This is a genomic window from Saprospiraceae bacterium (assembly GCA_016716185.1).
In the GTDB taxonomy this organism is placed as follows: Bacteria; Bacteroidota; Bacteroidia; order Chitinophagales; family Saprospiraceae; genus Vicinibacter.
This window is the reverse complement of sequence record JADJWV010000001.1, coordinates 381,151-407,587: the sequence shown is the minus strand read 5'-3', so window position 1 is coordinate 407,587 and position 26,437 is coordinate 381,151. Positions and strand designations below refer to the sequence as shown.

The 26,437-nt window shown below is 39.9% G+C and carries 25 protein-coding genes; 11 read left to right on the top strand and 14 right to left on the bottom strand.

Going from position 1 to position 26,437, the window contains the following annotated elements:
- Positions 1-12: 12 nt before the first annotated feature.
- Genes IPM34_01540 through IPM34_01515 form a run of 6 tightly spaced genes read right to left on the bottom strand, consistent with a single transcriptional unit; the run spans position 13 to position 4,419 of the window.
- Positions 13-669, bottom strand: a complete 657-nt coding sequence (locus tag IPM34_01540; protein ID MBK8954227.1) for a hypothetical protein — start codon at positions 667-669, stop codon at positions 13-15.
- Positions 666-1,439 carry an NINE protein gene (locus tag IPM34_01535; GenBank protein MBK8954226.1) on the bottom strand — a complete coding sequence of 258 codons (774 nt, stop codon included), beginning with the start codon at positions 1,437-1,439 and terminating at the stop codon, positions 666-668. Before IPM34_01535 ends, IPM34_01540 begins: the two co-directional genes overlap by 4 nt.
- Entirely contained in the window at positions 1,436-2,659 is a 1,224-nt protein-coding gene (locus IPM34_01530) for a PP2C family protein-serine/threonine phosphatase (protein MBK8954225.1), read from the bottom strand. The genes IPM34_01535 and IPM34_01530 overlap by 4 nt, the downstream gene beginning before the upstream one ends.
- A gap of 6 nt (positions 2,660-2,665) precedes the next feature.
- Positions 2,666-3,619, bottom strand: coding sequence for an ABC transporter permease (locus IPM34_01525; GenBank protein ID MBK8954224.1), 954 nt, complete (start codon positions 3,617-3,619; stop codon positions 2,666-2,668).
- A complete protein-coding gene (locus tag IPM34_01520) occupies positions 3,616-3,960 on the bottom strand; it encodes a nucleotide pyrophosphohydrolase (GenBank protein ID MBK8954223.1) in 345 nt (114 codons plus the stop codon). The genes IPM34_01525 and IPM34_01520 overlap by 4 nt, the downstream gene beginning before the upstream one ends.
- Positions 3,961-3,966: 6 nt before the next feature.
- The gene (locus tag IPM34_01515; GenBank protein ID MBK8954222.1) at positions 3,967-4,419 is read right to left on the bottom strand and encodes a D-tyrosyl-tRNA(Tyr) deacylase; all 453 of its coding nucleotides are present in this window, start codon (positions 4,417-4,419) and stop codon (positions 3,967-3,969) included.
- A gap of 455 nt (positions 4,420-4,874) precedes the next feature.
- Here IPM34_01515 and IPM34_01510 point away from each other — a divergent pair, with 455 nt between their 5' ends.
- The 4 genes from IPM34_01510 to IPM34_01495 all read left to right on the top strand — a co-directional run bounded on the left by IPM34_01510 (position 4,875) and on the right by IPM34_01495 (position 8,795).
- A complete protein-coding gene (locus tag IPM34_01510; GenBank protein MBK8954221.1) occupies positions 4,875-5,936 on the top strand; it encodes a COX15/CtaA family protein in 1,062 nt (353 codons plus the stop codon).
- Between the two features lie 44 nt (positions 5,937-5,980).
- Positions 5,981-6,751 carry an alpha/beta hydrolase gene (locus IPM34_01505; GenBank protein ID MBK8954220.1) on the top strand — a complete coding sequence of 257 codons (771 nt, stop codon included), beginning with the start codon at positions 5,981-5,983 and terminating at the stop codon, positions 6,749-6,751.
- 80 nt (positions 6,752-6,831) lie between these two features.
- A complete protein-coding gene (locus tag IPM34_01500; GenBank protein ID MBK8954219.1) occupies positions 6,832-7,368 on the top strand; it encodes a sigma-70 family RNA polymerase sigma factor in 537 nt (178 codons plus the stop codon).
- Complete coding sequence (locus IPM34_01495; GenBank protein MBK8954218.1) at positions 7,365-8,795, top strand: hypothetical protein; 1,431 nt, start codon at positions 7,365-7,367, stop codon at positions 8,793-8,795. Before IPM34_01500 ends, IPM34_01495 begins: the two co-directional genes overlap by 4 nt.
- A gap of 249 nt (positions 8,796-9,044) precedes the next feature.
- On the opposite strand, the gene IPM34_01490 is transcribed toward IPM34_01495, so the two are convergent.
- From IPM34_01490 to IPM34_01470, 5 genes are read right to left on the bottom strand one after another with little or no spacing between them, the layout of a single operon-like run.
- Positions 9,045-9,638, bottom strand: a complete 594-nt coding sequence (locus IPM34_01490; GenBank protein ID MBK8954217.1) for a hypothetical protein — start codon at positions 9,636-9,638, stop codon at positions 9,045-9,047.
- 12 nt (positions 9,639-9,650) lie between these two features.
- A complete protein-coding gene (locus IPM34_01485; protein MBK8954216.1) occupies positions 9,651-11,048 on the bottom strand; it encodes a DUF21 domain-containing protein in 1,398 nt (465 codons plus the stop codon).
- A gap of 34 nt (positions 11,049-11,082) precedes the next feature.
- Positions 11,083-11,511 (bottom strand): single-stranded DNA-binding protein, encoded by a 429-nt coding sequence (locus tag IPM34_01480; protein MBK8954215.1) that lies wholly within the window; start codon positions 11,509-11,511, stop codon positions 11,083-11,085.
- Complete coding sequence (mutY, locus tag IPM34_01475) at positions 11,465-12,580, bottom strand: A/G-specific adenine glycosylase (GenBank protein ID MBK8954214.1); 1,116 nt, start codon at positions 12,578-12,580, stop codon at positions 11,465-11,467. Before mutY ends, IPM34_01480 begins: the two co-directional genes overlap by 47 nt.
- Before the next feature lie 16 nt (positions 12,581-12,596).
- Positions 12,597-13,754 (bottom strand): prolipoprotein diacylglyceryl transferase, encoded by a 1,158-nt coding sequence (locus IPM34_01470; protein ID MBK8954213.1) that lies wholly within the window; start codon positions 13,752-13,754, stop codon positions 12,597-12,599.
- 68 nt (positions 13,755-13,822) lie between these two features.
- Between IPM34_01470 and IPM34_01465 the strand changes: the two genes are divergently transcribed.
- Positions 13,823-14,395: an outer membrane beta-barrel protein gene (locus IPM34_01465; protein ID MBK8954212.1), complete on the top strand. Its 573-nt coding sequence runs from the start codon at positions 13,823-13,825 to the stop codon at positions 14,393-14,395.
- Positions 14,396-14,404: 9 nt separating this feature from the next.
- Here IPM34_01465 and mtaB read toward each other — a convergent pair whose 3' ends face one another.
- Positions 14,405-15,787 carry a tRNA (N(6)-L-threonylcarbamoyladenosine(37)-C(2))-methylthiotransferase MtaB gene (gene mtaB / locus IPM34_01460; protein ID MBK8954211.1) on the bottom strand — a complete coding sequence of 461 codons (1,383 nt, stop codon included), beginning with the start codon at positions 15,785-15,787 and terminating at the stop codon, positions 14,405-14,407.
- A 43-nt stretch (positions 15,788-15,830) separates the two neighbouring features.
- On the bottom strand, positions 15,831-16,808 hold the full coding sequence (locus IPM34_01455; GenBank protein MBK8954210.1) for a thioredoxin family protein: 978 nt from the start codon (positions 16,806-16,808) through the stop codon (positions 15,831-15,833).
- Positions 16,809-16,888: 80 nt separating this feature from the next.
- On the opposite strand from IPM34_01455, the gene IPM34_01450 reads away from it, so the two are divergent.
- From IPM34_01450 to IPM34_01430, 5 genes are all read left to right on the top strand, one after another.
- Positions 16,889-17,491 carry a sigma-70 family RNA polymerase sigma factor gene (locus tag IPM34_01450; GenBank protein MBK8954209.1) on the top strand — a complete coding sequence of 201 codons (603 nt, stop codon included), beginning with the start codon at positions 16,889-16,891 and terminating at the stop codon, positions 17,489-17,491.
- 27 nt (positions 17,492-17,518) lie between these two features.
- Positions 17,519-17,767: a hypothetical protein gene (locus IPM34_01445; GenBank protein ID MBK8954208.1), complete on the top strand. Its 249-nt coding sequence runs from the start codon at positions 17,519-17,521 to the stop codon at positions 17,765-17,767.
- A gap of 83 nt (positions 17,768-17,850) precedes the next feature.
- A complete protein-coding gene (gene prfA, locus IPM34_01440) occupies positions 17,851-18,912 on the top strand; it encodes a peptide chain release factor 1 (GenBank protein ID MBK8954207.1) in 1,062 nt (353 codons plus the stop codon).
- 63 nt (positions 18,913-18,975) lie between these two features.
- Positions 18,976-21,054, top strand: coding sequence for a hypothetical protein (locus tag IPM34_01435; GenBank protein MBK8954206.1), 2,079 nt, complete (start codon positions 18,976-18,978; stop codon positions 21,052-21,054).
- Positions 21,038-22,315 carry a hypothetical protein gene (locus IPM34_01430; protein ID MBK8954205.1) on the top strand — a complete coding sequence of 426 codons (1,278 nt, stop codon included), beginning with the start codon at positions 21,038-21,040 and terminating at the stop codon, positions 22,313-22,315. Before IPM34_01435 ends, IPM34_01430 begins: the two co-directional genes overlap by 17 nt.
- 49 nt (positions 22,316-22,364) lie before the next feature.
- On the opposite strand, the gene IPM34_01425 is transcribed toward IPM34_01430, so the two are convergent.
- On the bottom strand, positions 22,365-25,586 hold the full coding sequence (locus IPM34_01425; protein ID MBK8954204.1) for a hypothetical protein: 3,222 nt from the start codon (positions 25,584-25,586) through the stop codon (positions 22,365-22,367).
- Between the two features lie 15 nt (positions 25,587-25,601).
- Between IPM34_01425 and IPM34_01420 the strand changes: the two genes are divergently transcribed.
- A complete protein-coding gene (locus tag IPM34_01420) occupies positions 25,602-26,243 on the top strand; it encodes an MBL fold metallo-hydrolase (GenBank protein MBK8954203.1) in 642 nt (213 codons plus the stop codon).
- The last annotated feature ends 194 nt before the right edge of the window (positions 26,244-26,437 follow it).

Sequence of the window (26,437 nt, the reverse complement as noted above, 5' to 3'; positions counted from 1 at the left end):
ATAAAATAAGTCTTAAACATTCAGATAGCTCATAAGCATATCATAACGCTCCTGCAACACATCTTCTTTTTCCGTTCTGCACAGAAATCGTTCCACTTCGATTTCATGGCGCTCCAGCGTTTGTATAAATCCTTCCGGATTTGCTCCTTCCAAATCGAGATTTAAATAAATTACTTCCCGATCGCTTGCTTGTACAATAAAGCTGTGGATAATGTAACATTCGGCTTCTTCTGCCATCGTTGCCAGTTTTGAAAGACGATAATCCATTTTCCGCAATTTCAAAACCAACAAGCAGTTCGATTCGCCAATTCCTAAAACCTGTTTGTAAATTTTTACAACATCCCAAACGGTGATGTACCCCAGAAATTTTCCTTCTGCATCCTGGTAAATTAAAGTCGAACACTGGTTCTCCATAAATTTTCTCCACAGCACCGGAATTTCGTCTCCTGCTGATGCGATTGACGCATTTTTAAAATCCATTGGATTCAAAATGACATCTTCTTCATAGTTGTGAAGTACAAGTTCGTGAAATGTGCCAAGACATTTTCCGTTATCAACGACCGGCAATTCCATACACTGGCCTTCCTTAAACAATAGTCTTGCTTTAGAAACGAGGTCTCCCGGATGCAAAACCGGTTTCTGAATTTCTATTTCTTCCAATGGTTTCATTGCGCTTCTGTTTTTAATAAGACCGGCACTTTACGATACAGGTCAAATTTTTCCTTGCTTTGTTTTTCTTCTGTTTCTTTGATGGATGAAATGATCTGTGGGTTTAATTTGAATCCATTCATTTGGAACATTTCGAATGCTGGAAAAACACGGATATAAGCCAGGGCTTCGTTGTTTAAAATATGATAGGTGTCCTGATACCCAAGTGATACGGCTTGCTCGAGGTGTTGGAACGCTTCCATTCCTTTTTCCTCTACAGAATATGCACAAGCAATGTTAAAATGGGTAGAAATATCTGTGGGGTTATTCTCTAGTGCTTTGGTAAATTCTTCTATCGCTCCTTTAGCGTCGTATGCTTTGAATTTTCGAATGCCTGCCTGTTTATGTGTTTCTGCTATTTTCTTATTCCGTTTGTTTTTAAAATAATTTGATGGCTGCTTTTCCGTTTTGGGCTGATCGTCATCGATTAAAATATATTTTCCTCTTTTTTGAAACGGCCTTTCTTTAGGAATGTCTCTCCGTCTTCCGTAGCGATCCCTGAAATAATAACTATTGTATTTCCTGTCGAATTCCTGCTCATCCATCATCATCAATTTGTAGGCATCGTACCAGGCCAGTATCGCAGAAAAAGGAAATCCGAAAAAACGACCTAACCAGATATAAAGGGCGATGTAGGCTATACCCATTTCGGGTTGCCGCAGATAAAACTTATGCACGCCAAAGGCTCCTGCAAAAATGGCCAAAAGCACGGCTATGAGTTTCTTTTTCATGGTGCTTCGTATTTAAAGGTCATGATCGCTATATCGTCTGGCATTTCTGTATTTTCTCCATGTAATACAATCTCGTCCATCAGGTCCTGACAAAGCTTTCCGGGCTTGTCGGATTTATGGTCTAATATAAACTGTTTTAGTTTATTCATTGAAAAGTTTACGCCAGACTGGTTTTTTACATCGGTCAATCCATCCGTATAGGCTACGAGTATGGTACCGGGCTCCAACGGAACATAAGATTCTTTTATATCGGGCAATGGATCAAAATGGCCTATTATCGTTGTGCTTGCTTTCAGTTCAATAATCTCCCCTTTTTGATACAAAACAGGTGGAATGTGACCTGCGTTCACATAATAAAGCCGTTTTTGTTTAAAATCGGCCTCTCCTATAAAAAAGGTGAGGTATTTTTCGCCTTTGGTTATCCTCAATACTGCCTGATTTAACGCCAGTACGAGTGTTTCCAGATCTTTGTATTGCTGACCTAAATTCTGGACCAATGCCTGAAAATTGGCCATGATCATGGCTGCAGCAATTCCTTTGCCTGAAACATCTGCTATGCAAAAACAAAGCTGGTGCTCGGAGAACCATAAATAATCGATGTAGTCTCCTCCCACTTTGTAGTGTGGTTTGTAAATATTGGCCAGTGAAAACTCTTTTCCTTCGGGCATTTGATCCGGGATGAGCATTTGCGTTACTTCTTTGGCCATCTCCCATTCTGTTTCCTGGATAATTTGTTTTCGGACCAGTCGTTTGTTTTCAATGGCAACCGCCACAATGTTCGTTATGGACGTGATGAATTGAATATTCGCATAAATGTCATCTCCGTTTTTAATCCCGCTGATCAGAGAGTAAGCAATCGGGTCTGATTTATGATAAACCGGAATGATAAATTCAAAAAAACGCATGGCCTCCGGATCCGTATTTTTTACCGTGTGCAGTCTGCTGTATTTGATAAAGTGACCGGGAAGCTCATCTACCGGGGTTTGAGGATCGAGATTGTGACTCACCACCGGTATCCAGTTTTTATCGTCTTTTGAAAATAATACCAGACGTTCAATACTGAGTTCCCAGGTCAGGAATTTTTTATACATCTCAAACAATTCTTCCTGCGGCAGGTTCCCATTGATCGCCTGAGTAATGTTGAGCAACGACGTAATTTGAAGCTGCTTTAAACTAAGTTCATTTTCTTTTTTTACAAGTAAATCGTGTTCCCTGGTCATTTTGAATCAATGCTTCTTTTTCAGGTCGTTACGGTCTCTTAAATAATTTGTAAAAACCTGAAAAGATAATATGAGCAAAACTACAATAATAGAAGGAATCAACGCTAACATAGGCTTTCCCGAAATCGCGTATACATACTGTTCTTGTAAAATGTTCCCCAAAGTTGGCACCGGTGGCTGCAAGCCAAATCCTAAGAATGAAAGTCCTGATTCCAGCAAGACAGCCAGGGCAAAATTCCCTGCGGCATTGACCCAGACCGGTCCCATAAGATTAGGAATAATTTCTTTGAAGATGATTTTTATTCTCGAGTATCCCAGGGTTTTGGCAGCCTGAACGTACAGGTATTCCTTGTGTTTAAGAACCAGGCCCCGCACCAATCTTGCTACATCGCCCCACATGGTAAGACTGATGGCTATAAAAATCGAAAACATGTTCCTTCCAAAACTCAGAATCACTGCAAATGCGAGAAGTATCGTTGGTAACGACCAGAAAACATTTACAAAAACGCTGATGATCTGGTCGGTTTTTCCACCAAAATATCCTGCAAGGCCTCCTAGAACCAAACCAATGATTAATGACAAGAGTACGGCACTTAGTGAGATAAGCAGCGTATACCGGAGACCCAGAACTACCCGGCTGAACACATCGCGACCAAATTTGTCTGCACCAAATAAATAATAAAAGCAATTTTCCTGGATGTTGTTTTCGGAGTTTGATAGCTGGCATTTATAAGTCGAATTCAATCCGGTAAAATATCTGCTGATCCAGTTTTCCTTTTGTTCAAAAACCAGATCGCATCGAATACAGGCTTTCTGCATGGGTTCCCATAATGCACAATCGGGAATCTGATTGTTTGCATGTCTGGTTTTATCTGAAATCAGCACATAAGCAAATACAGCCGAAAACAAACAAATGATCAGAAAGGAAAAAGCCAGAATCTGTGTAGTTCTTTTGATCAATCGCGTTCTGATTTAAGTTTTTTATTTGAATGATGCCTGTCGCTGTCCCGATTTGTTTTTTTATCGAGATTTCTTTCAAATATACGGTCGATATCTATGTTCATTTGGTTGGCCAGACAGCAGAATACAAAAAAAACATCCGCCATTTCATCTTCAATATGATTATCGACATTTTTTTCGTCTTCCGCTTCCTTAAAGGATTGTTCTCCATATTTTCTTGCGATCCATCGCGATAATTCTCCTACCTCCTCTACGAGTAAAAGCATATTTGTTCTTTCATCAAAATAACGGACACCGAATTGCCGGATCCACTGATCGGTTTGTTCCTGGTACTTATTCATTTTTTTTTATTCTTTATTTTTGCTGTCTATCCATATGGTCACCGGACCGTCATTGATCAGATAAACTTTCATATCCGCCCCAAATTCACCAGTTTCAACTTTTTTAGAGCTCAATTCCTCAATCTTACCGACAAAATCATCATATAATTTTTTAGCCTTTTCACCTCGGGCGGCAGCAGTAAATCCCGGTCTGTTTCCTTTTTTGGTAGACGCATAGAGCGTAAATTGACTGATGATCAGAAATTGTCCTCCAGTTTCTTCTACCGACAAGTTCATCTTATGATTTTCATCTGAAAAAATGCGCATTTGAACGATTTTCGATGACAACCATTCAATATCGGATGCATCGTCTTCGTCACATACCCCGAGAAAAACCAGGAGGCCGTGGTCTATTTCTGCGACGATTTGTCCCTCAATCTCCACCTTTGCTGTTTGAACCCGCTGTAACAATGCTCTCATACTTTTTTTTAAACATATTGAATAATTCGTACATTTAAAACGCTGCTATTCAGTACCTGAATTTTTTAATTTTAAAATGTACTTCAGACGGTTTTTATCTTATTATTAAATTTTGAGTAAGAATTCCACTGCAAATTATTCAATATGGCGTTTTCTTTGGTAAAGCTGTTCATAAACACGGATATTTATTTTTTATTAAACATCAGTATCAACATCTGTTTTTAACAAGGTCTGATTTCAACAAGTGTTCATAAGTATTTTTTAATCTTGATAATGAATTAAATAGATTAAAAATAAATTGTTGAAAACATTATATTGAATTTTAATAGAACGTTTTCCACATTTCAACACGAGTAAATACATCATGTATTTTATTTATATATTTAAATTGAATATATATGATGGGAAAACGAAATCAAAAATGAAGAGTTAGCGAATATTTTGATCTTTGACCCATGATTGGAGGATCAAAAGATTCGATAAATATCTGGCTCTATCTGGGTTTGTTTATGTTGATCATTCAAATTTTCCTGGGTGGGATCACCAGACTGACTGGTAGCGGATTGAGCATCACGCGATGGGACATCGTAACGGGGATTTATTTTCCAATTTCAGAAGAATCCTGGCGCGAACAATTTGATTTATACAAAGCTACTCCTCAGTTCCAAAAGATTAACAGTGCTTTTAGTCTGAATGATTTTAAATTTATTTATTTCTGGGAATACTTTCACCGGTTGTGGGCAAGGCTTATGGGACTTTGTTTTGTTTTTCCTTTTTTCTATTTTCTTTTCAAGAAAAAACTCGATTCAGTCTTAATTAAAAGGCTTTTAATTTTGGTTTTGCTGGCTGCATTTGTGGCCAGTCTGGGGTGGATCATGGTGAGCAGTGGCTTGATTCATCGCCCCTGGGTGAATGCTTATAAATTGTCTTTCCATCTTGTTGCTGCAGTCATCACTGTTGCCTATTTGTTGTGGATCATTGTCAAAAGATCATTGGCTAAGAGCTTAATGGGACCAAGGGACAGAACATTAAATCGAATGCTTCTTGCGACCAATATTTTATTGTTTCTCCAGATTTTTATTGGGGGTGTCGTGGCCGGAATGAAAGCAGCCATCGTAGCGCCCACCTGGCCTTTGATTCAAGGGAAATGGATTCCTGATGAGGCCTTCAATGTTACATCGTATAGTCTGTACGTTTTCGGCGACTATGAAATTTCTGCAGCCGGTCCGCTCATCGTACAATTTTGGCACAGAAGTTTGGCGTATTTGATTTTTGGTTTCATGATTTTTGTTTTATACAGGATTTATAAAAGATATGGCGATCGGTATAAAAATTGGATCGGATGCGCGATATTGTTGTTGTCTTTACAGGTCATGTTGGGTATTCTAACCTTGATCAATAGCGTTGGAGCCATACCAATTTGGTTCGCTGTTTTTCACCAAATTGTTGGAATCGTATTGTTCCTCTATTGTTTGTTTTTCTACTGGAAAATAGGCGCAGAGAACAAGCATACCTAATTTGTTAATAATTCTACTATTTTTGTTCGAAGCATTGAAAAATCATGGAATATTCCATTCGCACTGAAGGAAAATTTAAATACATCGAGTCGGGCACTAAGGGCCCGAATCTCATGCTACTCCATGGACTTTTTGGTGCCTTAAGTAATTTTGAAGGCATTATTCGCAATTTTGGAAAGAATTTCAATGTAATCGTCCCACTTTTACCCATTTATGAACTTCCTATACTTCAAGCATCGGTTAGCGGACTCGTAGACTATGTGCATGATTTTGTGGAGTATAAAAATTACCATCAGCTGAATCTGGTTGGGAATAGTCTTGGAGGACATATTGCGTTGATGTACACCATAAGAGACAGCGATAAAGTGCAGAGTCTTACTTTGACTGGAAGTTCTGGGCTGTTTGAAAGTGGTATGGGGAATACGTTTCCTAAAAGGGGAGATTACGAATTCATTAAAAAGAAAACAGAAGAGACGTTTTACGATCCCTCGGTTGCCACCAAGGAGTTGGTGGATGAAGTCTACGATATCGTCAATGACCGGGGAAAAGCAATCAGGGTCATAGCCACAGCAAAATCTGCCATCAGGCACAACATGGGCGATAAGCTTCATTTAATCAAAATACCCACCCTTTTGATATGGGGCAGCAACGATGGTGTGACCCCCCCTTTTGTAGCTGAAAAGTTTAGAGAGCTGATACCCAATTCCCAATTGTTCTTTCTGGACCATTGCGGGCATGCTCCGATGATGGAAAAACCGGATGCTTTTAACGAAATTTTGGAAAAATTCCTATTGAATGTCAATGTGTTAAGCTAATATTGTCCTTCTTAAAATTCAAAGAGGTGGCAGGCAGCATTTTCATGTGATGAAGGGTCATCTATAAAGCTAGTGGTCTCGTGGATTTAGAAAAGATCATACAAGGTTGTCTTCGGGGAGATCGTATCAGTCAGAAGCAGTTGTTTGATCGCTATTCAGGGAAGATGTTAGCGGTCTGTCTTCGCTATTCAAGACACCGCATGGAGGCCGAAGATTTGTTGCAGGATGGTTTTATAAAAGTATTTACCAATCTGGAACAATACAAGTCGGAAGGCCCTTTCGAGCAATGGGTAAGGAAAATTATGATCAACAATGCGATTAAAAATTGTAATCGCAAAAGTTTTCAAAACGAATTTACGGCGGGAGATGATCTTCCGGACTCTGCAGAAGAACCGGAAGTAATCGATCAAATGGCCGAGACAGAATTGCTGAACATGATCAATGAATTGCCCGAAGGCTACAGAATGGTCTTTAATTTGTATGCAATTGAAGGGTATTCGCACAAGGAAATAGCAGATTCTTTACAAATTGAAGAAAGCACATCAAGATCTCAATTGGTAAAGGCCAGGAAAGCATTACAAGAAAAACTATTGAAATATCAAAAAACGGTTATATGAGTAAATCGGGGCAGGAACATTGGTTGGATCGACTCTTTAGAAAGAGATTGGACTCTTTTGAGATGAATCCAAGTGATGCAGTTTGGGAAAATATCGCCAGGCATCTCGATGGCGAAAAAAGAAGGCCTTTTCTGTTGGGGAATTGGGTGAACTGGTTATGGGCTGTGATCTTTTTAGCCGTGGTCGGCGGATTGGTTGCACTGCTGTGGTTAAACCGGAATCCGGATCAGATGATCCAACCTAAACATCCTTTGGATCTTCCCGATCAAAATCAGGGGGCAGAAGACAAAGGAACAGCCATGCTTTCACTGCAAAGCCAAACCAGTAATTCTATTTCGGAAGCATCAGAAGCAATTGCGACACAGGTTAGTTATATTGTTGAAAAGAAGGCTCCTGAAATCGGGGATAAAAATTTGTTATCTTCAAATTCCAGTGCAAGCTATGGATATGAAAGAAATAGCGAAACGACACAAAGCAAAAAAGATTTATCTGCAAGATCTGATCAGGATGAAATAGCAGAGGAAAACGAATCCGTAGCAAATGATTTAAATTACACAGCAGGAGATCATCTTATAGCTTCTGCAGACCCGAATTTTATCATCGAAAAAACAGAGGAGACCCGGTGGAGTGAAACAAGTAAAATTCCAGGCATTCAAAACTTTCTGCAGGCAAAAGACCGGAAACTGGATTTCACTAAAATTGCAGAAGGTTGTAATGTATACAACAACGACAAAACTCATTTTTTCGTTGATGCATATTACGCACCTGAACTAGCGAAAAGAAGCTTTTCCGTATCAGATCCTTCAATGCTATCCTATGCTGAGAAGAGAGCGAATACTGAAAAACCAATTTTATCTTATACCATGGGTTTAAGGGGTTCTGTAGTATTCAGCAATGGTCTCGCATTTAGAACAGGCCTGCAATACTCCAACAATTCTGAGCGGTTTGATTACAATTACATTAAAGAAACCCAGACGATCATCAAAGATAAAAATGGAAATGTTATCAGTCTCGATACACAGATCACCGAAATCATGGATCAATCCTATAATCATTTCAGAAGTTTTGATATTCCATTTATACTTGGATATGAAAGAGATTTGAAGGATTTTATCTTAAGTGTGAATGGCGGACTGGGATTTAATATTTCGACAAGACATTCCGGAAAAATTTATCAGGCAGACCAAAAAACAATCTATAACCTGGGCGATCCCGGAGAAGGAAGCCAATTGATATATAAAACCAAAGCAGGATTAAGCCTTATAACCAGCATTGGACTTAATTATAAATACAACGAGCGCATGATGCTCATGCTCGAACCTTCTGCCAGATATTACTTTAACTCCATAACAGAAGATTCGTATCCGGTTAAGCAAAAGTACCTTTTCTTCGGTCTCAACATAGGACTGAGATACAGGGTGCTGTGATTTGAATGTATCTGTTGTAAAGCTTGATTATTTCAGTTGGGAGGCGTGGAGGCATATAGGCATATAGGCCTAAAAGCCTAAAAGCCTAAAAGCCCAAAAGTCCAAAAGCCTACAAGCCTACAAGCCTACAAGCCTACAAGCCTACAAGCCTACAAGCCTACAAGCCAAAAAGCCTAAAAGCCTAAAAGCCTAAAAGTCCAAAAGTCCAAAAGTCTAAAAGTCCAAAAGCCTAAAAGCCCAAAAGCCCCCCTACCTCCATTCGAAGCTATTGATCATTTCCATGATGTCTTTTTTGACATATTCGACGATGGGCGCAAGGGAATCGGGTTTAGCCTGACTGTTAAAATACAAGGATGCTCTAAAAAAATGATGGCTGCTGTCGGTAAGGAAAAATTGAAAAGGCGATGCGACCGGACCTTCGATATTAAACAACATACCGGAAAGCCGGCCTGGTTTATGAATGGGTAACTCGTCTATGAAATTCGCTTTTTTCTGATGTTCCCGTGCAAGCTGGTATGCATCTTTAATGTATTTAGTCAAGTCTTGTTGTGAAGTCAGCGGATAATAAGAACAATGCAAAGTTCCGTTGAAGACCGGAATCTGCATGTTGAGCCAGCATTTACCCGATACATTTTCGTCAAAGAAATTGGTATCCATTTGTATTTGAAAGTATCCCGCATGTTGAAATGTATAGGGACAAGATTCTGGCTGAAATTTCTGATCATGCGTTTCAGGAAAATTGATGGAAGGAAACATTCTGGGTTTCGGCTGATAGACGGGTTCTGAGCAAGCCAATGCCATTATTACAATGAAAAAATATCCCGGGATGTTTACTGCATTCATAAGACAAAACGATTATAATAAGCTCACTTTGATTTGTTCAATTCTTTTTTTAGATACGGCGGTCACGGTAAGTCGAACATTTTGGATTTCAAGCGTCTGTTCCTTATAAGGCATTTCACCTGTTTGTTCAAGAAACAGGCCAGCGATGGAGTCTGCGTTCCCTCTTGCCAATTCAAACAAGTCAGTATCCAGATTTAAAATTCTGCAAAGATCATTGATCAGTGTTTTTCCTTCAAAAAGATAATTGTTTGAATCGAGTTTTACATATGCAATCTCCTGTTGATCGTCGAATTCATCTTTGATTTCGCCAACGATTTCTTCCATAATGTCTTCTAAGGTAATAAGTCCGTTGGTACCTCCATACTCATCAACAACAAAAGCCATGTGTTTGTGCTTTTGTCTGAATTCATCCAACAATTCATTGATTTTTTTAGATTCCGGAACGAACATGATATCTGTTCTTATGAGTCTCTGCCATTCAAAATTCACATCTTCGCGAAGATGTGCGATAAGATCTTTTGCATATAAGATGCCGGTGATCTGGTCAAAGTCTTCGTTGTACACCGGAAGCCTTGAAAACCCACATTCTTTTACGGTGTTTAAAACTTCATGGTAAGGCAAATTAAAATCCAGCCCATAAATTTCGGTTCGGGGCGTCATTATTTGTTTTGTGCTTACATCATTGAAATTGATTATGCCTCTCAGAATGTTGACTTGTTTATCGTTGACTTTTTCTTTTTTCAATGCCAGATCAATGGCCGTGTCGAGATCTTCTTTAGTAGTATGTTGCAATATAATTTTACGCTGTTGAATGCGTTTTTCAGCGTAATTCGCAATGGATACCATCGGATAAAGCAATGGCCATAGAATCCAGTTTAAATTTTTCAAGGGAATGGAAGCAAATAGTGCAAGCCGTTCAGGATTGATTAATTGAAAAAATTTAGGCATCCACTCTCTGAAAAGCAATATGAGAGTAGATGATATCAGGATAGAAGAGAACACAGTTAGAGAATGTGGGGCAATCGTCAGCGGAGATCTGGAATTTGAGTAGAAAGGCAACTCTATTCCATTGGATTCAGCAGTGTTTACCGGCAAGAACCATTGCTCAAGAAGATGGTACACGATAAAACAAATACAAATTATGACAACTGTGTTGCAAGTCAATATCAAACTCGAAAATGATCGTTGATTTCTTTTCAAAAAAAGAAATGCTTTTGCTGCCCGGCTGTTCTGTTTTGCGTAGACTTCCGACGATATTGATAAAATGGCTGATTGGCTGGCCATAAAAATACCAAGCAGAGTCAATAATAATATCAAGAACACAAAAGGGAGCAATACTGGCCAGGAAACCAGCAGGAATGTGGAAAAGAAATGATTGAAGTAAGTGTTCGAAAAAGGATCGGGGTCCACTCTTGATGTTTAAGTTAAAAATTGGAAGAAGACCTTAAAAAGGCAAGTCGTCTTCGTTTGTATCAGGAGCATCGATTTGAGATTCATCGGGCTTTTTATCTTCGCCAGAGACGGCTGAAGATTGATATGGAGATGGACCGTCTCGTTTTTCGAGAATCCGGATCAAATCTCCTACTATTTCAGTAGTATAATGGTCGCGTCCTTCTTTATCGGTCCATTTTCTGTGTGTCAGTTTTCCTTCAATATAAATCAGCATTCCTTTGCGGAGCGATTTGGCTTTTTCAGCCATGGACCTCCAAAGTACAATATCATGCCATTCTGTATTCTTTTGCCAATTGCCATTGCGGTCTTTATAATTTTCGTTCGTAGCAAGAGAAAAACTGGCTTTTGTGGTGCCGCTTTCCAGGGTTCTGAATTCAGGATCTTTTCCCAGATTGCCGATTAAAGTTACTTTGTTTAACATGATTGTTATGATTGTTTTCGCTATACAATACCTGGCTGATGACTCTTGGGAATGCAAAATTGGCCAAGTTTTGTCGGTTTACAAAAGAAAAACCAGGCTTTATTTTAAGTCTTTTGGGCGGGTCCTGCGCACTGTAAAAGTTGCAATGCAATTCCTGATGCGAAAGTTTCACCTGACGGCATTCTTCAAATTGCAGCTTGAGAACGATTTTTTCAGTTGCGATTCCTGATGCACGCAATGAAATGCTCCGGAGTTTTTGATTAGTTTTTTTTTCGAGCAATGGAAGTTGGTATAAGTTTCTCCAGATGTCCTTTTCATTTCTTTGCTGAATCAGAATTTCATTTTGCGCATTAGAGAATAAAATAAAATTGAAGTAGCGTTTTTTGATTTTGACTTTAGGTTTTTTTGCAGGAAATAAAGCGATCGATTGTGTCAGGTAAGCCACGCATTTCTTGCTGAAAACACAATGCTCACATTGTGGATTAACCGGTTTGCATTGAACAGCTCCAAAATTCATCAGTGCCTGATTATATATATCCGACTGCTCTGTGTCCAGATATTTTTCCAACCACCGGTCCCACTCTGCTTTGCTGTCCTTTCGTTCGGGCAAATGAGGGATGCCAAGTAATCGGGCGAAAAGGCGGATTACATTCCCATCCATTACAGATACAGGATGTTTAAATGCGAAAGAAGCAATTGCCGCAGAGGTGTAGTTACCAATTCCTTTCAGGGCCAATAATTCCCGAGGATGTTTAGGAAAAACACCGTTGTACTTTTTCACTAATTCTTTGGCAGTTTCATGAAGATTTTTGGCACGGGAATAATATCCTAATCCCTGCCAGTATTTTAATACAGTATCAAGCGGGGAATCGGATAATGAATGAATATCGGGAAAAACCTGTAAAAAAGATTGATAATAACTCAACGCCTGTTCAGAACGAGTCTGTTGCAAAAGGATTTCTGAAATCCAGATTTTATAGGGGTCTTTTTCGCCCGTCCACGGAAACGTTCGTGGATTTTGCTCCGCCCAGCTATACAATCCGGACCGAAAGGATTTGGCCGTAATCATCAATTACTAACGAATGTTAGTTGGGAATATTTTTCTTCCAGAAATATACAATTCCACCGATGCCGGTTGCGATAAGTGCAAGTGCGATGAACTGTGCCTGGGACAGGTCAAACTCAAAAATGCGATATCTTGGATTGACGCGAAGGAACTCAATAAAAAACCGTTCAATCCCATTCAAAAGGCAGTAAATAAAAAACAAAACGCCTGCGCGGTGAATATGAGTACGCAAAACCCAAAGCACAGAAGTGATCAGGCCCGCGAGCAGCACCTCGTATAGTGGCGTTGGAAAAACAGGAGGAAATAATTGATAACAATATTCCCAATGGCAATCCTCAATCCGTAAACCTTCCTTCAGCACATTATGAGGATAATTGTATGCCCACCAGCTGTCTGGAAAGATAAACCACCCCGGTTTGGTCATTTCATTTACAATTCCCCAGTCTCCGTCACCGGAGAAGTGGCAACCCATTCTGCCCACGCAATAACCGATCATAAGAGCAGGCGCAACAGCGTCCATGACATGAAGAGGAGCCATACCTTTTTTTGATACATAGCGAAACACCATGATAAAAGCAAGGATCAAACCACCATAGATGGTAAGTCCACTTCCGGAAAAAAATTCGCCAATGGGATCTTTTATAAAAGATTGAAAATTTTCCAGTATGGAAAATAATTTACTACCGATAATCCCATAAAGTGCGGCAATGGTTGTGATGTCATAGATGCGGTCTTTTGGATGGATGTAGGCGATTTGATATTTGATTTCATTTTCTGTCTGCTTGCTTTTTTTTATGAAGAGGTAAACACCATAAACAAGGGCAGCAATAAGACCAGGCAGCGGTGTGGCTTTTAGAGAAAAAACAATGGAAGCAGGGTCCTTGATAAATTCAGTACCATGTTGCAGGATGTAGGCCAGCTTTGAAAAGATGATAAACTGGATAGCCATTTGTAAAAGTATCGTCTGGATCTGCAAGGGCTGGTAAGTAATTATTTTTTCTTCCCTCCCGGCCAGCACACCGCGTGTTTCTTTTCTTTTTAATTCCTGATAAGCCAGAAATGCACTTGCGATAAATGCAAATCCCAGGAAAAGACCAAAAGTTTTTACAACCGCAAAAACATTATCGGGAGGAACTCCGGTAATACTGTGTATGATGTACGAAAGATCTGGCCACATAGAGGGTATACGATTAAAAGAAAATTGAAATAATAGGATATATTTGCAAACGTAAAAGTAAGCTATTTATGAATGCTTTCTTAAAGCTGTTATTTTTCCTTGTTTTCTGGTTTTCTGGTCAACCGGTCAGTGCACAGTTACAAATTCATGTTGCCACAGGAATTTCTTTGATGTATACTTCCAATCCGGTGACGAATACCAACGATGGATTCATCAGTGGAATCCATGCCGCAGTAAATGGGCGATTTTTTAAACAAAGAAGTTTTGTTCAAACAGGGGTCATTCTGAATGTACTCAACCAAACATCGCTAAACAGATTATCCGTTTTTACAGAGGAACCAAAAATTTACCTTTTGAAAATTCCTTTATTAGGAGGTTATCAACTGATCAAGTCAGATGACTTTGTACTCAGAGCCATGGGAGGTGGGGTGCTTGGGCTAACTGCCAAAATTGAAAAGAACAATCTGGATCTGAATAGCGAAAGTATTAAGGATGCTCAATTTGGTGTTAAAGTTGGCGGAGGAGTTGATTTGGGATACCTTTCAGTCGATGTATTTTTTGAAAAAGGCTTGTCGGCATTTTATACGGCAAAGGATTATACGGCTGATTTTATTACCATCAGCGTTGGTGTTTCTTTTTAAAAGCAGCTTTTAATACACTTTAGCTGCGGTTACATGTTCGTCAAAGAATTGTGTGTTCTCTTTTGTTGGCAATAGGCTGGCAAGAACCAGATGATCTGGTCCTGGAGATTCTAATTTTACATTTTTAAAAGTATTGGGATAGACGTGCGGCGGTGAGATCGCAACGCGTATATAATTTGGCGTATACGCTTCGAATAATCCTTCCTGATTTATGGATTCAATAAGAACCTGCTGAACCGTTCCGATGTTTTTTAAATTGAATTTATTTTTCTTGTCGTCTGAAAGTTTGCGGAGCACATCGCTTCTTTTTTTCCGGATCGTTCCGGAAATCTGATTGGGTTCTTTTGCTGCGGGCGTATTTAATCGTTCGGAATACGTAAATACATGAAGATAACTGACATCTAAACCCTCTAAGAACTCAAACGTATTATTGAAATGAAAATCGGTCTCGCCCGGAAAACCGGTAATCACATCTACTCCGATTCCGGCATGAGGCATGATTTTTTTAATATAGTTTACCCGCTCCTGATACAGTCTTCTTTTATATCTGCGTTGCATTTTGGCCAGAATTTCATCATCTCCCGATTGCAAAGGCATGTGAAAATGAGGCATAAATTTTTCGGAATTACCTATAAAATTTATTATTTCTTCAGTGCAAAGGTTTGGTTCAATGGAGGAAATCCGGTAGCGAAATTCACCTGGGATCTGATCGAGCTTTGAAATCAGTTCAAGGAAATTTTCTTTTGTAGTTGTGTTTTCTGTAGCTCCCGGGTGTTTACCAAAATCTCCAATGTTAACACCCGTTAGTACGATCTCTTTTATTCCTTCCTGAACGAGCAATTCAGCGGTTTGGAGGACCTGTTGTATGGATGGGCTTCGGGAAGCGCCTCGTGCAAGTGGAATGGTACAAAAACTACATTTATAGTCGCAACCGTCCTGTACTTTTAAAAAGCTACGAGTGCGTCCTTCGGTTGAAAAGGAAGGGACAAAGGATTTCACGTCCTGGACAGATCCGGAATACACCGCAGGTTTCATTTGGTGCAGGTCTTCATCTGGAAGATGTTGTAAAATGTTAAACTTTTCTGCCGCGCCCAGTACCAGGCTTACTCCCTGGATTTGTGAGATCTCTTCGGGTTTGAGTTGTGCGTAACATCCAATCACAACAACCTGGGCATGTGGATTCGAAGCAACGGCAGCACGTACAGCTTTTCTGCATTTTTTGTCTGCCTGATCGGTTACAGAACAGGTGTTTATGATGTAAAGATCGCTGGGTTGTTCGAAAGCTACTTCCTCGTAACCCGCCAGTTGAAATTGTTTGGCAATAGAAGAACTCTCGGAGTAATTAAGTTTACAACCCAGGGTGTGAAATGCTACTGTGCGGGGAGTTGACATATTTGTAGCGCAAAGATAGGGAATCCGCCAGGTCCAAGGCTACTCAGCGATACCAGGATTTGATCATATCTTCAGAAATCATGTTTTTCCGCTTTTTTTCAGGGAGCCCGATCTGTTCATGTAAACGCTCGAGTTGTCGCGGAGAGAGCAAGTGGTCTACTGGTTGTTTCTCCGAAAGCAAATTATTGACGCGCAAAGCCTGTAATGGCAACATGGGAATGTATTTGTAATTGGAATTGTACAGATAATATTTGTTTTCGCGATCGACCTTGAAATCGCTCACAGATTCGATCGTAATTTTTTCTGTAATACTGAGCTTATCGTTGGAATATATTTTGTCGGCGACTTGATTCATCTTTCCAAAACGGACAATCTCGTTGGCTGACAGGTTTTTAGGATTGTATTGAATTTCTACAACTTCATGACCACTCATAAAACCGGCGCGCGTTGAAACGATGCCGGGAAGACGGGAATATTGTTTTTCCCCGGACCAGAAGCAATACATTTGAGCATAAAGGCTTTGGATACCCGTGTATTCAGCTTTTGCCTGTTCTTCGAGTAACAATAGATATTCGGGTGGACGTTCGCCAATTTTTATCATCGCTGAAACTATCTGATTGGTAATCATGAACATCGAATAATTTCCACTCAAACGCATAACAAGTTCCTTGAGATTACTATCCGTAATTCTGACGACTGGATTGTTCCATGCGGGTTCGTTAAACAGTTTAAGAGCTTTAGCATCTTCGCCGCCTTTATTATTATAAATACATAAAGGAACAAAATACGTTTCGATGGCTTCCACCAATAGCGGATGACTTAAGATCTCAGAACCATAGTTTCTACAAGTATGGCATCCCGGGACTTCCTGGAACAATATAAATATAGGCTTGTTATCCGATTTTGATTTTTCCCGGGCAGCATCCAAGGACCTCAACCAGTTTACTTTACCCAATTCTACCGGCTGGCAAGCGGGTTGAATCATGTTTATGAGCAAGAAAAAGACAAGGAGTACGGGCATAACTTAAAATTGATAGTTTTATAACTTTATGGTCCACTCTGACGTTAGTATTTCATTTCTTTGCGCAGAATTAGCTTTTTTTGAACAAAATACAAAGTCCGGAACAAGAAAGATTTGAAAAGGAGTTCCTCCCGCATCTGGAGGCCCTGCATACATTTGCATTTCACCTCAGTTTCAACGAAGAAGATGCAGCAGATCTTGTACAAGAGACCTTTCTGAAGGCATTCAGGTTTATAGACAAATTTGAAGAAGGAACTAATGCCAAAGCCTGGTTGTTTAAAATCTTGAAGAATGCTTATATTAATCAATATCGGAAGGAGTCGAGGCAACCTTCGTTTGTTGATTATGAAGAAGTCAATGTTTATCAGGAGGAAGAAGAGGGTCTGGGGAGTAGCTATTATGACCTGAGGGAAGACATATTCGATCAAATGATGGGCGATGAGGTTTCAGGGGCCTTAAATGCGTTGCCGGAAGAATTCAGGACGGTCATTTGGTTGTGTGATATTGAAGACTTCAGTTATGAGGAAATTGCCAAGATTATAGAAGTACCCATAGGAACCGTTCGTTCCCGATTATTTAGAGCGAGAAACATGCTGAAGGAAAAGTTGAAGAAATACGCGGAGTCGATGGGTTATAAGGATCTTAGAGGCCAAAAACACCAGAAACCTTCGGTCAACGAATAATTATAGATAAACATGTAAAAGCTGATTATGGAAGATTCGAGATTTTTGGAGCTCATCAAGAACATCACCCGGTATTTTGATAAAGAAATGAATAAAAAAGATGAAAGTGATTTTCTTAAGGAAATTGAAAATCATCCTGCAGGGCAAAATGCATTTTTAAAGGAAAAATCCATCAGGGCAAAATTGAAGAACAATTTATACAGACCCGTCCATTCCGAAAATCTGGCCGAACAGATTAAGCAACAAATCAAAAGCGCTTCAAAAAACCCCAATTAAGACTAAGTTTATTCCTCCGGATGCTTACTGCTTTAAAAGGGAATAACTTTTCCTGTTAGCTTTGCAATCCGATTTTCAGATTTATGCTGGATAAATTACAATCTATTTATGAACGGTTTCTGTACATCGAAGAACGGATGTCTGATCCGGCCACAGTTTCCAATATCGAGCAGTACAGTAAAATTTCCAAAGAGTACAAAGAACTGAAGCAAATAGTCGATCTTTTTTTAATCTTTAAAAAGAAGTTGGACGAAAAGAGCCAGGCTTTGGAAATGTTGTCAGATCCCGACTGGAAAGAAATGGCAGACAAAGAAATTAATACATTGTCAGAAGAGATCGTTGCAATTGAAGAAGAGCTCAGAAAAAAACTGATCCCCAAGGATCCCGAAGACAGCAAAGACGTGATCTTCGAAATTCGCAGCGGAACTGGTGGTGACGAGGCCAGCATTTTTGCCGGAGATCTTTACAGAATGTATACGCGTTATTTTGATACGCATGATATGCGGTATGAAGCATTGGAGATCAGCGAAGGGAATGTCGGAGGTTACAGCAAGATCATTTTGGAAGTGAGTGGTGAAAATGTTTATGGCAAATTAAAGTTTGAGTCCGGCGCACACCGGGTGCAGCGCGTACCCAAAACAGAATCTCAGGGCCGGGTTCATACTTCAGCGGCGACCGTCGTCGTCATGCCGAAAATGGAAATGGAGGAAGTCAGCATCAACAAAGCGGACCTCCGGGTTGATACTTTCAGATCGAGTGGAGCGGGTGGCCAGCATGTTAATAAAACAGAGTCTGGTGTAAGATTTACACACATTCCAACGGGTATCGTAGCAGAAAGTATGGACAGCAGGAGCCAGCATAAAAACCGCGAAATTGCGTTCAACAGAATGCTCCAAAAATTGAAAGATGCGCATGTGGCCCAATACGAGTCGGAACAGGCCGGGCAAAGAAAATCTCTGGTAGGTACAGGAGACCGGTCGGATAAGATCAGGACCTATAATTTTCCTCAGAACCGGGTTACGGATCATCGAATTAACTTAACACTATATAACCTGGACAGCATTATGAATGGACAGATCGATGAGATTATCGAGGCATTACAGGTTGCGGAAAACGCGGAACGCCTCAAGGGGGAGCTGGCCTGATCGAGCAGAATCGCTACATTTTTTTTCAATAATTGCATACTTTTATGCAAGTCTTCATAACACATGTTAGCATTGATAAAGATTAAAAACGTCCTGGGTATAATTTGTCTGTTGAGCTTATGCTCCTGTAGCCTGAAAGAACCCAGTTGGGATACAGAAATTGTAACACCTTTGCTGAAAACCAGGTTGAACATCAATCAGCTGAGCAACGAAAATGATTTTAGTAAGGATAGTGCAGGCGTATTGCAGTTAGTTTACCGAACACATCTTTACGACCTTGCGATAGATTCATTTTTTGAATTCAGCGATACCAGTTTGAAGAACACTTTTCGAATAGATTCTTTATCCCTTTACAATTCCAGGTTTGATTATCCTTTAAGTCTCGGAACCCTGGCCAGAAATGCCGGACCTGTTGGGCAATTGCTCTTGCTGTTTCACGGATTTACACAAATTATACCCGAAATTCAACCCATCAGCGGGGCCCCCATTGATATCAGCGCAGATACAATTTTTCAAACCATGACACTTGAATCGGGCACGATGGATTTGAGTTTGCAAAACGGACTGCCCATTGATATTACCAATGTGGAATACTTGCTGAAGAATGCGAGAAATAATGAGGTTATCGTTGCCGGAAATTTTCCGCTCATACCAGCCGGGGGTCTGGTCACACGAAGTATTGATCTTTCGGGGAAGACTATTGAAGGAATGTTGACGGCACAACTGGTAAGTTTATCATCGCCGGGCAGCAAAGGGGTACCCGTTTTAATCGATACTTCCAATCAGGTTTTAGCTCGGATTCAGGTATCGAACTTGCACCCGCTTACAGCAACAGCACTTTGGCCGGCACAAAACTTAATAAACGACAGTTATTATTTTGGATTGGAAGGATTGCCTGTCGAATTGAAGGAGTCTTTTATTGGCTCAGGACTCGCAAGAATCAGACTTTCAAGTACGCTTCAGGATTCTGTAAGATTTAGTTACAGCCTTCCTACGGCAACAAAGAATGGAGTTCCTTTTCATAAAGACGTTATATTAAGTCCGGCAACTCCCGGGGGAGTCTCACAGCGGGTAGAGGAAGAAAGCCTCAAGGGCTATCATTTTGATTTTTCAGGAGAAAATAGTGATTCGTTTAATCTTCAATTCAATAGAGTTGTAGCGTCTATAGACAGCACGGGTGAGATCAAAACAATCAGCAAAACGGATAGCATTTTTGTAGAGCTTGCTTTTGAAAATTTGCATCCGGATTATGCAAAGGGATATTTGAATGATACGGTTTTAGGAACAGGGGAAACGTATTCCGGCTTGGATTTTTTTTCTAACATACGCGAAGGAAAGTTTGAAGTTGAAAAGGCGAAATTGCAAGTAGAAGTCACAAATAAGATTGGCGTTGATCTGAATATGATTGTCCATAAACTGGAAGGCATCAATAAAAAAACCGCTACCCTCGTTCCCTTGAACGCAGAGCCCTTGATGAATCCGGTTTTTATTCCCAGAGCAACGGATCAGGGAGGAAAGCCCCCAATTCGGGAAAGCGTGGTTCTTATAGATATTAATGAAACAAATTCAGGGATACGGGAGTTTATCGCAAATTTACCGGAGGAGATTGTTTACGATATCGATCTCATGGCCAACCCACAAGGAAATGTCTCAAATTGGAATGATTTTATTTACGATGGAGAATTGATGAATTTGGATTTGTTGCTTGAAATTCCACTTTCGGTTTCTGCAGAAGGATTGGTTTTGGCGGATACAAGTTTGATTGAGATCTCTGGAAACGATTACGCTCGCATCAAAGAAGGAGTATTGCATGCATTTTTTAAAAATGATTTTCCGGTGGATTGCAACATTCAGATTTACGTTTTGAATGAGGAAAACGATTTGATTGATTCTCTTTTTGCAAATGGAGTTACCATTGATGCGGCCATAGCCGGACCCGGTGGAAAAACCCAGGGGAGTAAAGAAACCCGGAAAGACATTCCAATGGACTACGATAGAATTCAAAATATTCTGAATTTTAAAAAAGTATATATCGTCGCCAGGTTTGATACCAAACCGGGCAATTCTTTTCAAAAAATTTACGAGGATTATTCTTTGGAGTTTATTCTAACAGCAGATTTTACATATGAAGCAGGAAAATAGAGGGAATGTTGAATTTAAAATAAGTCTGCAATTGAGAACATTGGCTTTGTTTTATTTTACGGTTTCGGCCAGTCTGATTGTTGCCCAGGATTACAATCATTTATTTGACCGGGTCAGCGATGTAAAGACTTTGAGTATTGGTGTTTGCGCATACCAGGACATGGCATCTGATGGGATTACGAGTTCATTTTTTAAAGATTACATAGCAGGGGGTTTTATTACCGAAGAGCAAAAGGATGAATGCATCGCGGCGATGAACACAAAGAACAGGGCATTGATTAGCTATGGAGGAAATGCGAGTGTTAAATTGGGTTGGGGTGGTTCCGCAACCAAACTAATTTTTGAAGCGGGATACAACAGTTTTAATGAGGTTTTTTTCCACAAGGATGTTTTTGTGCTGTACTTTAAAGGGAACAAGAGTTATGAAGGAAAATCGGCTGGTTTAGATCCATTTTTAGTGAACAGGATAGATTATTCCGGATTCAGTTTTGGTTTGGAAAAAGCGTATTCAAGTTTTAGAATACAATTAAAGGCGGGTTTAGTCAGCGGACTGGATTATTTGACCGTTGAAACGCAGAATTCTTCACTTTATACAGCACCGGAAGGAAAATTTGTTGAACTGAAGATGCAATTGGAGAGTTCAGATCTGAATTCAGCTTCTCCTGGAATCTGGAATACGAAGGGAATGGGAGTACGGGGAGAGATTGGGATCAACTGGCAGGCCATGGGAATTTTAGATCTCGGGTTTCAAGTGAGGAACCTTGGATTTATCGATTGGAATGATCAACTGAGAAAAAGAAACATTGATACTTTGTATCAGTATTCCGGAATCGAAATTGATAACCTACTCGATACCTTCTCTATCACAGTGAAGAGCATCAAAGAGATAGAATCTGATTTTGTAAAGACAAAATATAACCAGAGTAAAAGAAGCCAGTTACCTGCGGAATGGTTAGCAACGGCAGGATTAAAATTACTTAATGATAAGTTGTATCTGAATCTGGGTGTTGGCGGCATTCGGAGCGATTTTTCGCAAACAAATTATTTTATAAATTCTCAATACAGGTTCAGCGAAGGATTTGCGACAGGATTGCTGATCAAAAAACATTCTTATGCATCCTGGGATGTAGGGGCACACGCTACTGTTCTGTTGACAAAATCTATTGGACTTCAGCTCTATTGGGAGTCTTTAACTTTCTGGAGTTCGAAAAGCAGCGATTTAAATTTGACCGGAGGCGCGGCATTTCGATTTAGTTTGTGAAGCTGTTAGCATATATAAGAATGTTTGAAGGGGGTTGCAAAATTTCGTTTTAAAAATCCAGGCCTAAAGAAAAAATCCAGTTTGGATTTGTGAAAGAAAAATTATTGACTTGCCAGGCATGATCAATTCGCAGGTAATATCCAAATAATGAAGTTCTGAAGCCAAATCCCGAACCGGCAATCCAGGGTTCGCGATTGTATTGCAGGTTTATTTTTACAACAGGATTTTCAGCCTGGTAATCAACTGTGCTTGTTTTGTGAATTTCTGGAACGAACCCATCCCAGACAACAGCAGCATCGTAAAAAAGCATCAACTGGAAATTTCGGAGAATGCTGTTTTTATAGTTATTACTAATAAGATATAAAAATAAGGGCATTCGGATTTCAGCGGAGTAGCCAAAAACGGAAGCTGCTTTCCGGGTACCATAAGAATGGCCGCGGACTTCTGTAGCAAGAGCACTATAAACGTATTCACCGGATGTTGCCAGCGGATTCTGGTTTTCGTATTTAGGCACCAGCCAATTTTCGGTGCCTCCCAGATGATACAATATTCTTTGTGAACCAAAGGATATATAGCTGAATGCGCGTTGAGAGAACGTGGATTTTTTCAAAATGGGCAGATGCCATCTGGCATCAAATCCTGTGAGCAATAACGATCCCGGCAAGATTCTTGTGCGGTCGCTGAAATTTAGCTCGAATCGTTTGGATGCCTCAAAAAACAGTTTAAACTGCCAACCCGATTTTAGATTCAATCCAAGATCCAGGGCATTGTCATAGACAAACTCAAGCCGCGTTCCTATTCTTTGTTGTGTATGGCTGGAAGAATCAAACAAGGTGGAAGAGTTTGTCGACAAATACGCAACATGATCGTTGCGCAAAGTCGATATAGCGCGAACGCTGGTATAATGATCCAGTGGATATTTAAGTTGGTGGTTGAGAATGAAAGTATTGGTTTGTTGTTTGATGTTTCCGAATCTGGTGTTAGAAAGCGTTTCGGTATTTATTTTATGATAGAGCGCATAGGTGTGGTCAAATCGAGGTAGACGATTTTCTAAAAGCAAATATGATTCCAGTCCGTTAAAAGACGTGGGTATCCGGATGCCGGCCTCGAGATGATAATTTTCTAAGATTTCCAGAATTTTGGTCTTAAAAAGGATTCCTATTTCAGGAGGCTCATAGTCTTGTGACGTTCCGGAGAAGGTATTTAAACCGGAAAAGAGCAATTCATTATTGAGCGTAGTAGAAATGTCTTCGAAATAAAATTTGTTTCTATAGGCAATGGATTGATGACTGAGAAAGGGCTGAACAACGGGTAGTTTGAATCTTTGTCCGGGTTGTGTGGTCCTTATGCCGGGATTGGAAACTTTTTGTCTTTTCTGTTTGAATTCATCGAATATGAGTTGCAGGTTTGGTGGATTTCCAAAGGGTGATTGAAAGTAAAGGGTGTCGGTTTCGGTGATGGTATCTGTGCGATCAGAGGCGGAGGATACCTCTTCCATGGGCGCGGAGAGGGCATTGAGGAAGGCACTAACAGTTGTTAGTTTCGATTGATGAATGTGAACCTCTTTCGGTCTGTTAATCAGAAAGAGCAGCTGGTCTTCATTTTCAGAACAAAGGATATGTTCAGGATGCTTTTCAAATAAACACTGAGCAATGGAATCTGAATTGATGTGGTACCATTGTAATTGGTTTGCATTTTCCAGTTCTGCGAGTAAACCACTTTTGCAAGCCAGCCATTTTTTGACAGAGTGTTCTTTATGGCTAAAGTATATTTTCCTGGATTCGATGTTATATTTTTCGTTTAGCTCTATTTCCTGAATTCCAAAGGGCGTTAACGGCAAGTCTTTTATGTCGGAAGAGTCTCCGGTTTTTTGCTGAATAGTTGTACGATTAGATCTGAAGAATATTTTTTTGTTAGGACCGGAACGTAATATTTCTGCGTCGAGATCATCCCATAGGTCCTCGGTCAGATTTTTGTATTGCCGCGATTTCAAAGCGTATAATACGATGTCTGATTGTCCTCTGATGTTTGCTGAAAAAACCAGGTGATCTTTGTCGTAATAGGCCATGCTGTAAACTCGTTGAATGTCCTCCGGTAACTTGATGGAAGTTTTTACCTGGTTATCTTGCGTAATTTTAAGATGGACTCTGTTTGCTTTTTCGTATGCGATATACCTTGTTTTTCCACTACCGTCCTGGCATACATGCGGATAATTATTATCGGGTTGGTAGAGTTTGGATTTACTGCCTTGACAGAATATGGTTTTTAATTGACCGGTTGCAGGATCCAGTATCCGTACCCTGTTTTTTCCGAATTGATGTGTTGCCAATAGAATGCGTTTTTGAAACGGATTTTCATATTTGAGTGAAATTATTTTTTCCTTTTCCTTTAATTTAAACTTGAGCAGATCTGCTTTATGTGATAATGATGGCGGATTATTTCTATTGATCTCGTGATAATATTGGAACCACAGCTCCATTAAATTTGTAAAATCCTCCGAAAAGACGATTCGGGCTGCTTCTGCAAAATCTTTCTGGATTCTGGTCAGGTAAAGCCAGTTTGCAACGGATTGCTGTCCGTAGGTATTAACAAGAAAGTTCCAAAAGGATAAGCCGGTTAATTCGGGAAATTTTTTAGCTAGTTTTTTAAACGGTTTGTGATCCCAGTTTTCGAGGAATTCCAACTCGGTTTGTTGATTCCAACCATCTGTGAGATAAAGAATGAGTCCGGCTTCAAACCAATCGGGAAGTTTTAAAGAGATTACTTTTTGCACGGCATCTTGAAGCGCTGTTCCGTCGAAAAGAGATGAAAAATATAATTTGATGATACCAGCCCGCAACATTTTTCTTAGCTTTTCGTGGTCGCCTTCAAAGTAGAGCAGTATTTTTTGATCTTTGAGTTTAGGGGAGGATTCCCAGGTTTTCTCCTGAAAAACACCATCAAGATTGATATTGGATTGTGCGTGATCGGATGCATCTGCATAAACCACCAGCTCAATTTTATCTTTCAGGTGGAATTCGAAAAGTTTTTGAATTTCAGCATTTTCAGATTCAGCTATTTCAATACAGAATTTAGCGGGTTCTCTGGATTTACCATAATAGTAGGTGATAAAATTATTTGTTTCGTGTTGCCACCAGTCGAATTGGTCGTCGGAGAATTGCACTTTATTTTTGCCAAATATTTCCTTAGCATTTTGGGCAGCAAGCCAATCTTGTCCGCTAAAGCAGAACAGTAAAACCAAGAGAACCAGATTGGAATTTTTCCAAACCATAATCAACGCAAAATAATGACAGCTATTCAAATCAAGGCATTCTGTTTCAATCCTTTTTATGAAAATACTTATGTAGTATACAACGATGCGGGCCAATGCTGGATTGTTGATCCGGGTTGTTCTAATGCAGAGGAAGAAAAGGAGCTTGCTGATTATTTAGAACGCAATCATTTAAAGCCGGAAAGATTGCTACTTACTCACGGCCATATTGATCATATTTTAGGTTGTGCGTTTCTTTTTCGTTCTTTTCAGTTAATACCTGAAATCCATCCTGCCGATCTGGATATTTATAATTCTGGCCAATACGTGGCTGGCATGTATGGTGTTCCTTTTAAAGCAGGTCCAACTCCGGGAGCCTGGTTGGAAGAAGATCAGATTTTAAAATTAGGTGATTCGGAGTGGCGCTGTATTTTCTGTCCCGGACATAGCCCCGGTAGTATATGTTTCTATAATAGGGAAGACAAAATTCTTATAGGAGGGGATGTGCTTTTTGAAGGAAGCATTGGTAGGACAGATCTGCCTGGAGGCAATCACGAGGCTTTAATCAGAAATATCCGTAATAAGATTTTTTCATTGGATAAGGATGTAATTGTCTACAGCGGACATGGGGGGACAACCACCATAGGACAAGAGATCCTGACAAACCCTTTTTTCTAAAAATTACCAATCCGGTGGCCACAATGTTCCACGTGGAACATAAATGCACCATATTAGATTAGAGAAACATGTGAATCAAGGCATGTATAACGGGGCAAGTTCATTGTATGGGGAGTAAATTCTTTTAGCAAAAGATCCGATTTGTGAAACTTTGAGCCTTAGAGCATTCGTAGCTAAGGATAGCGACTACGTAA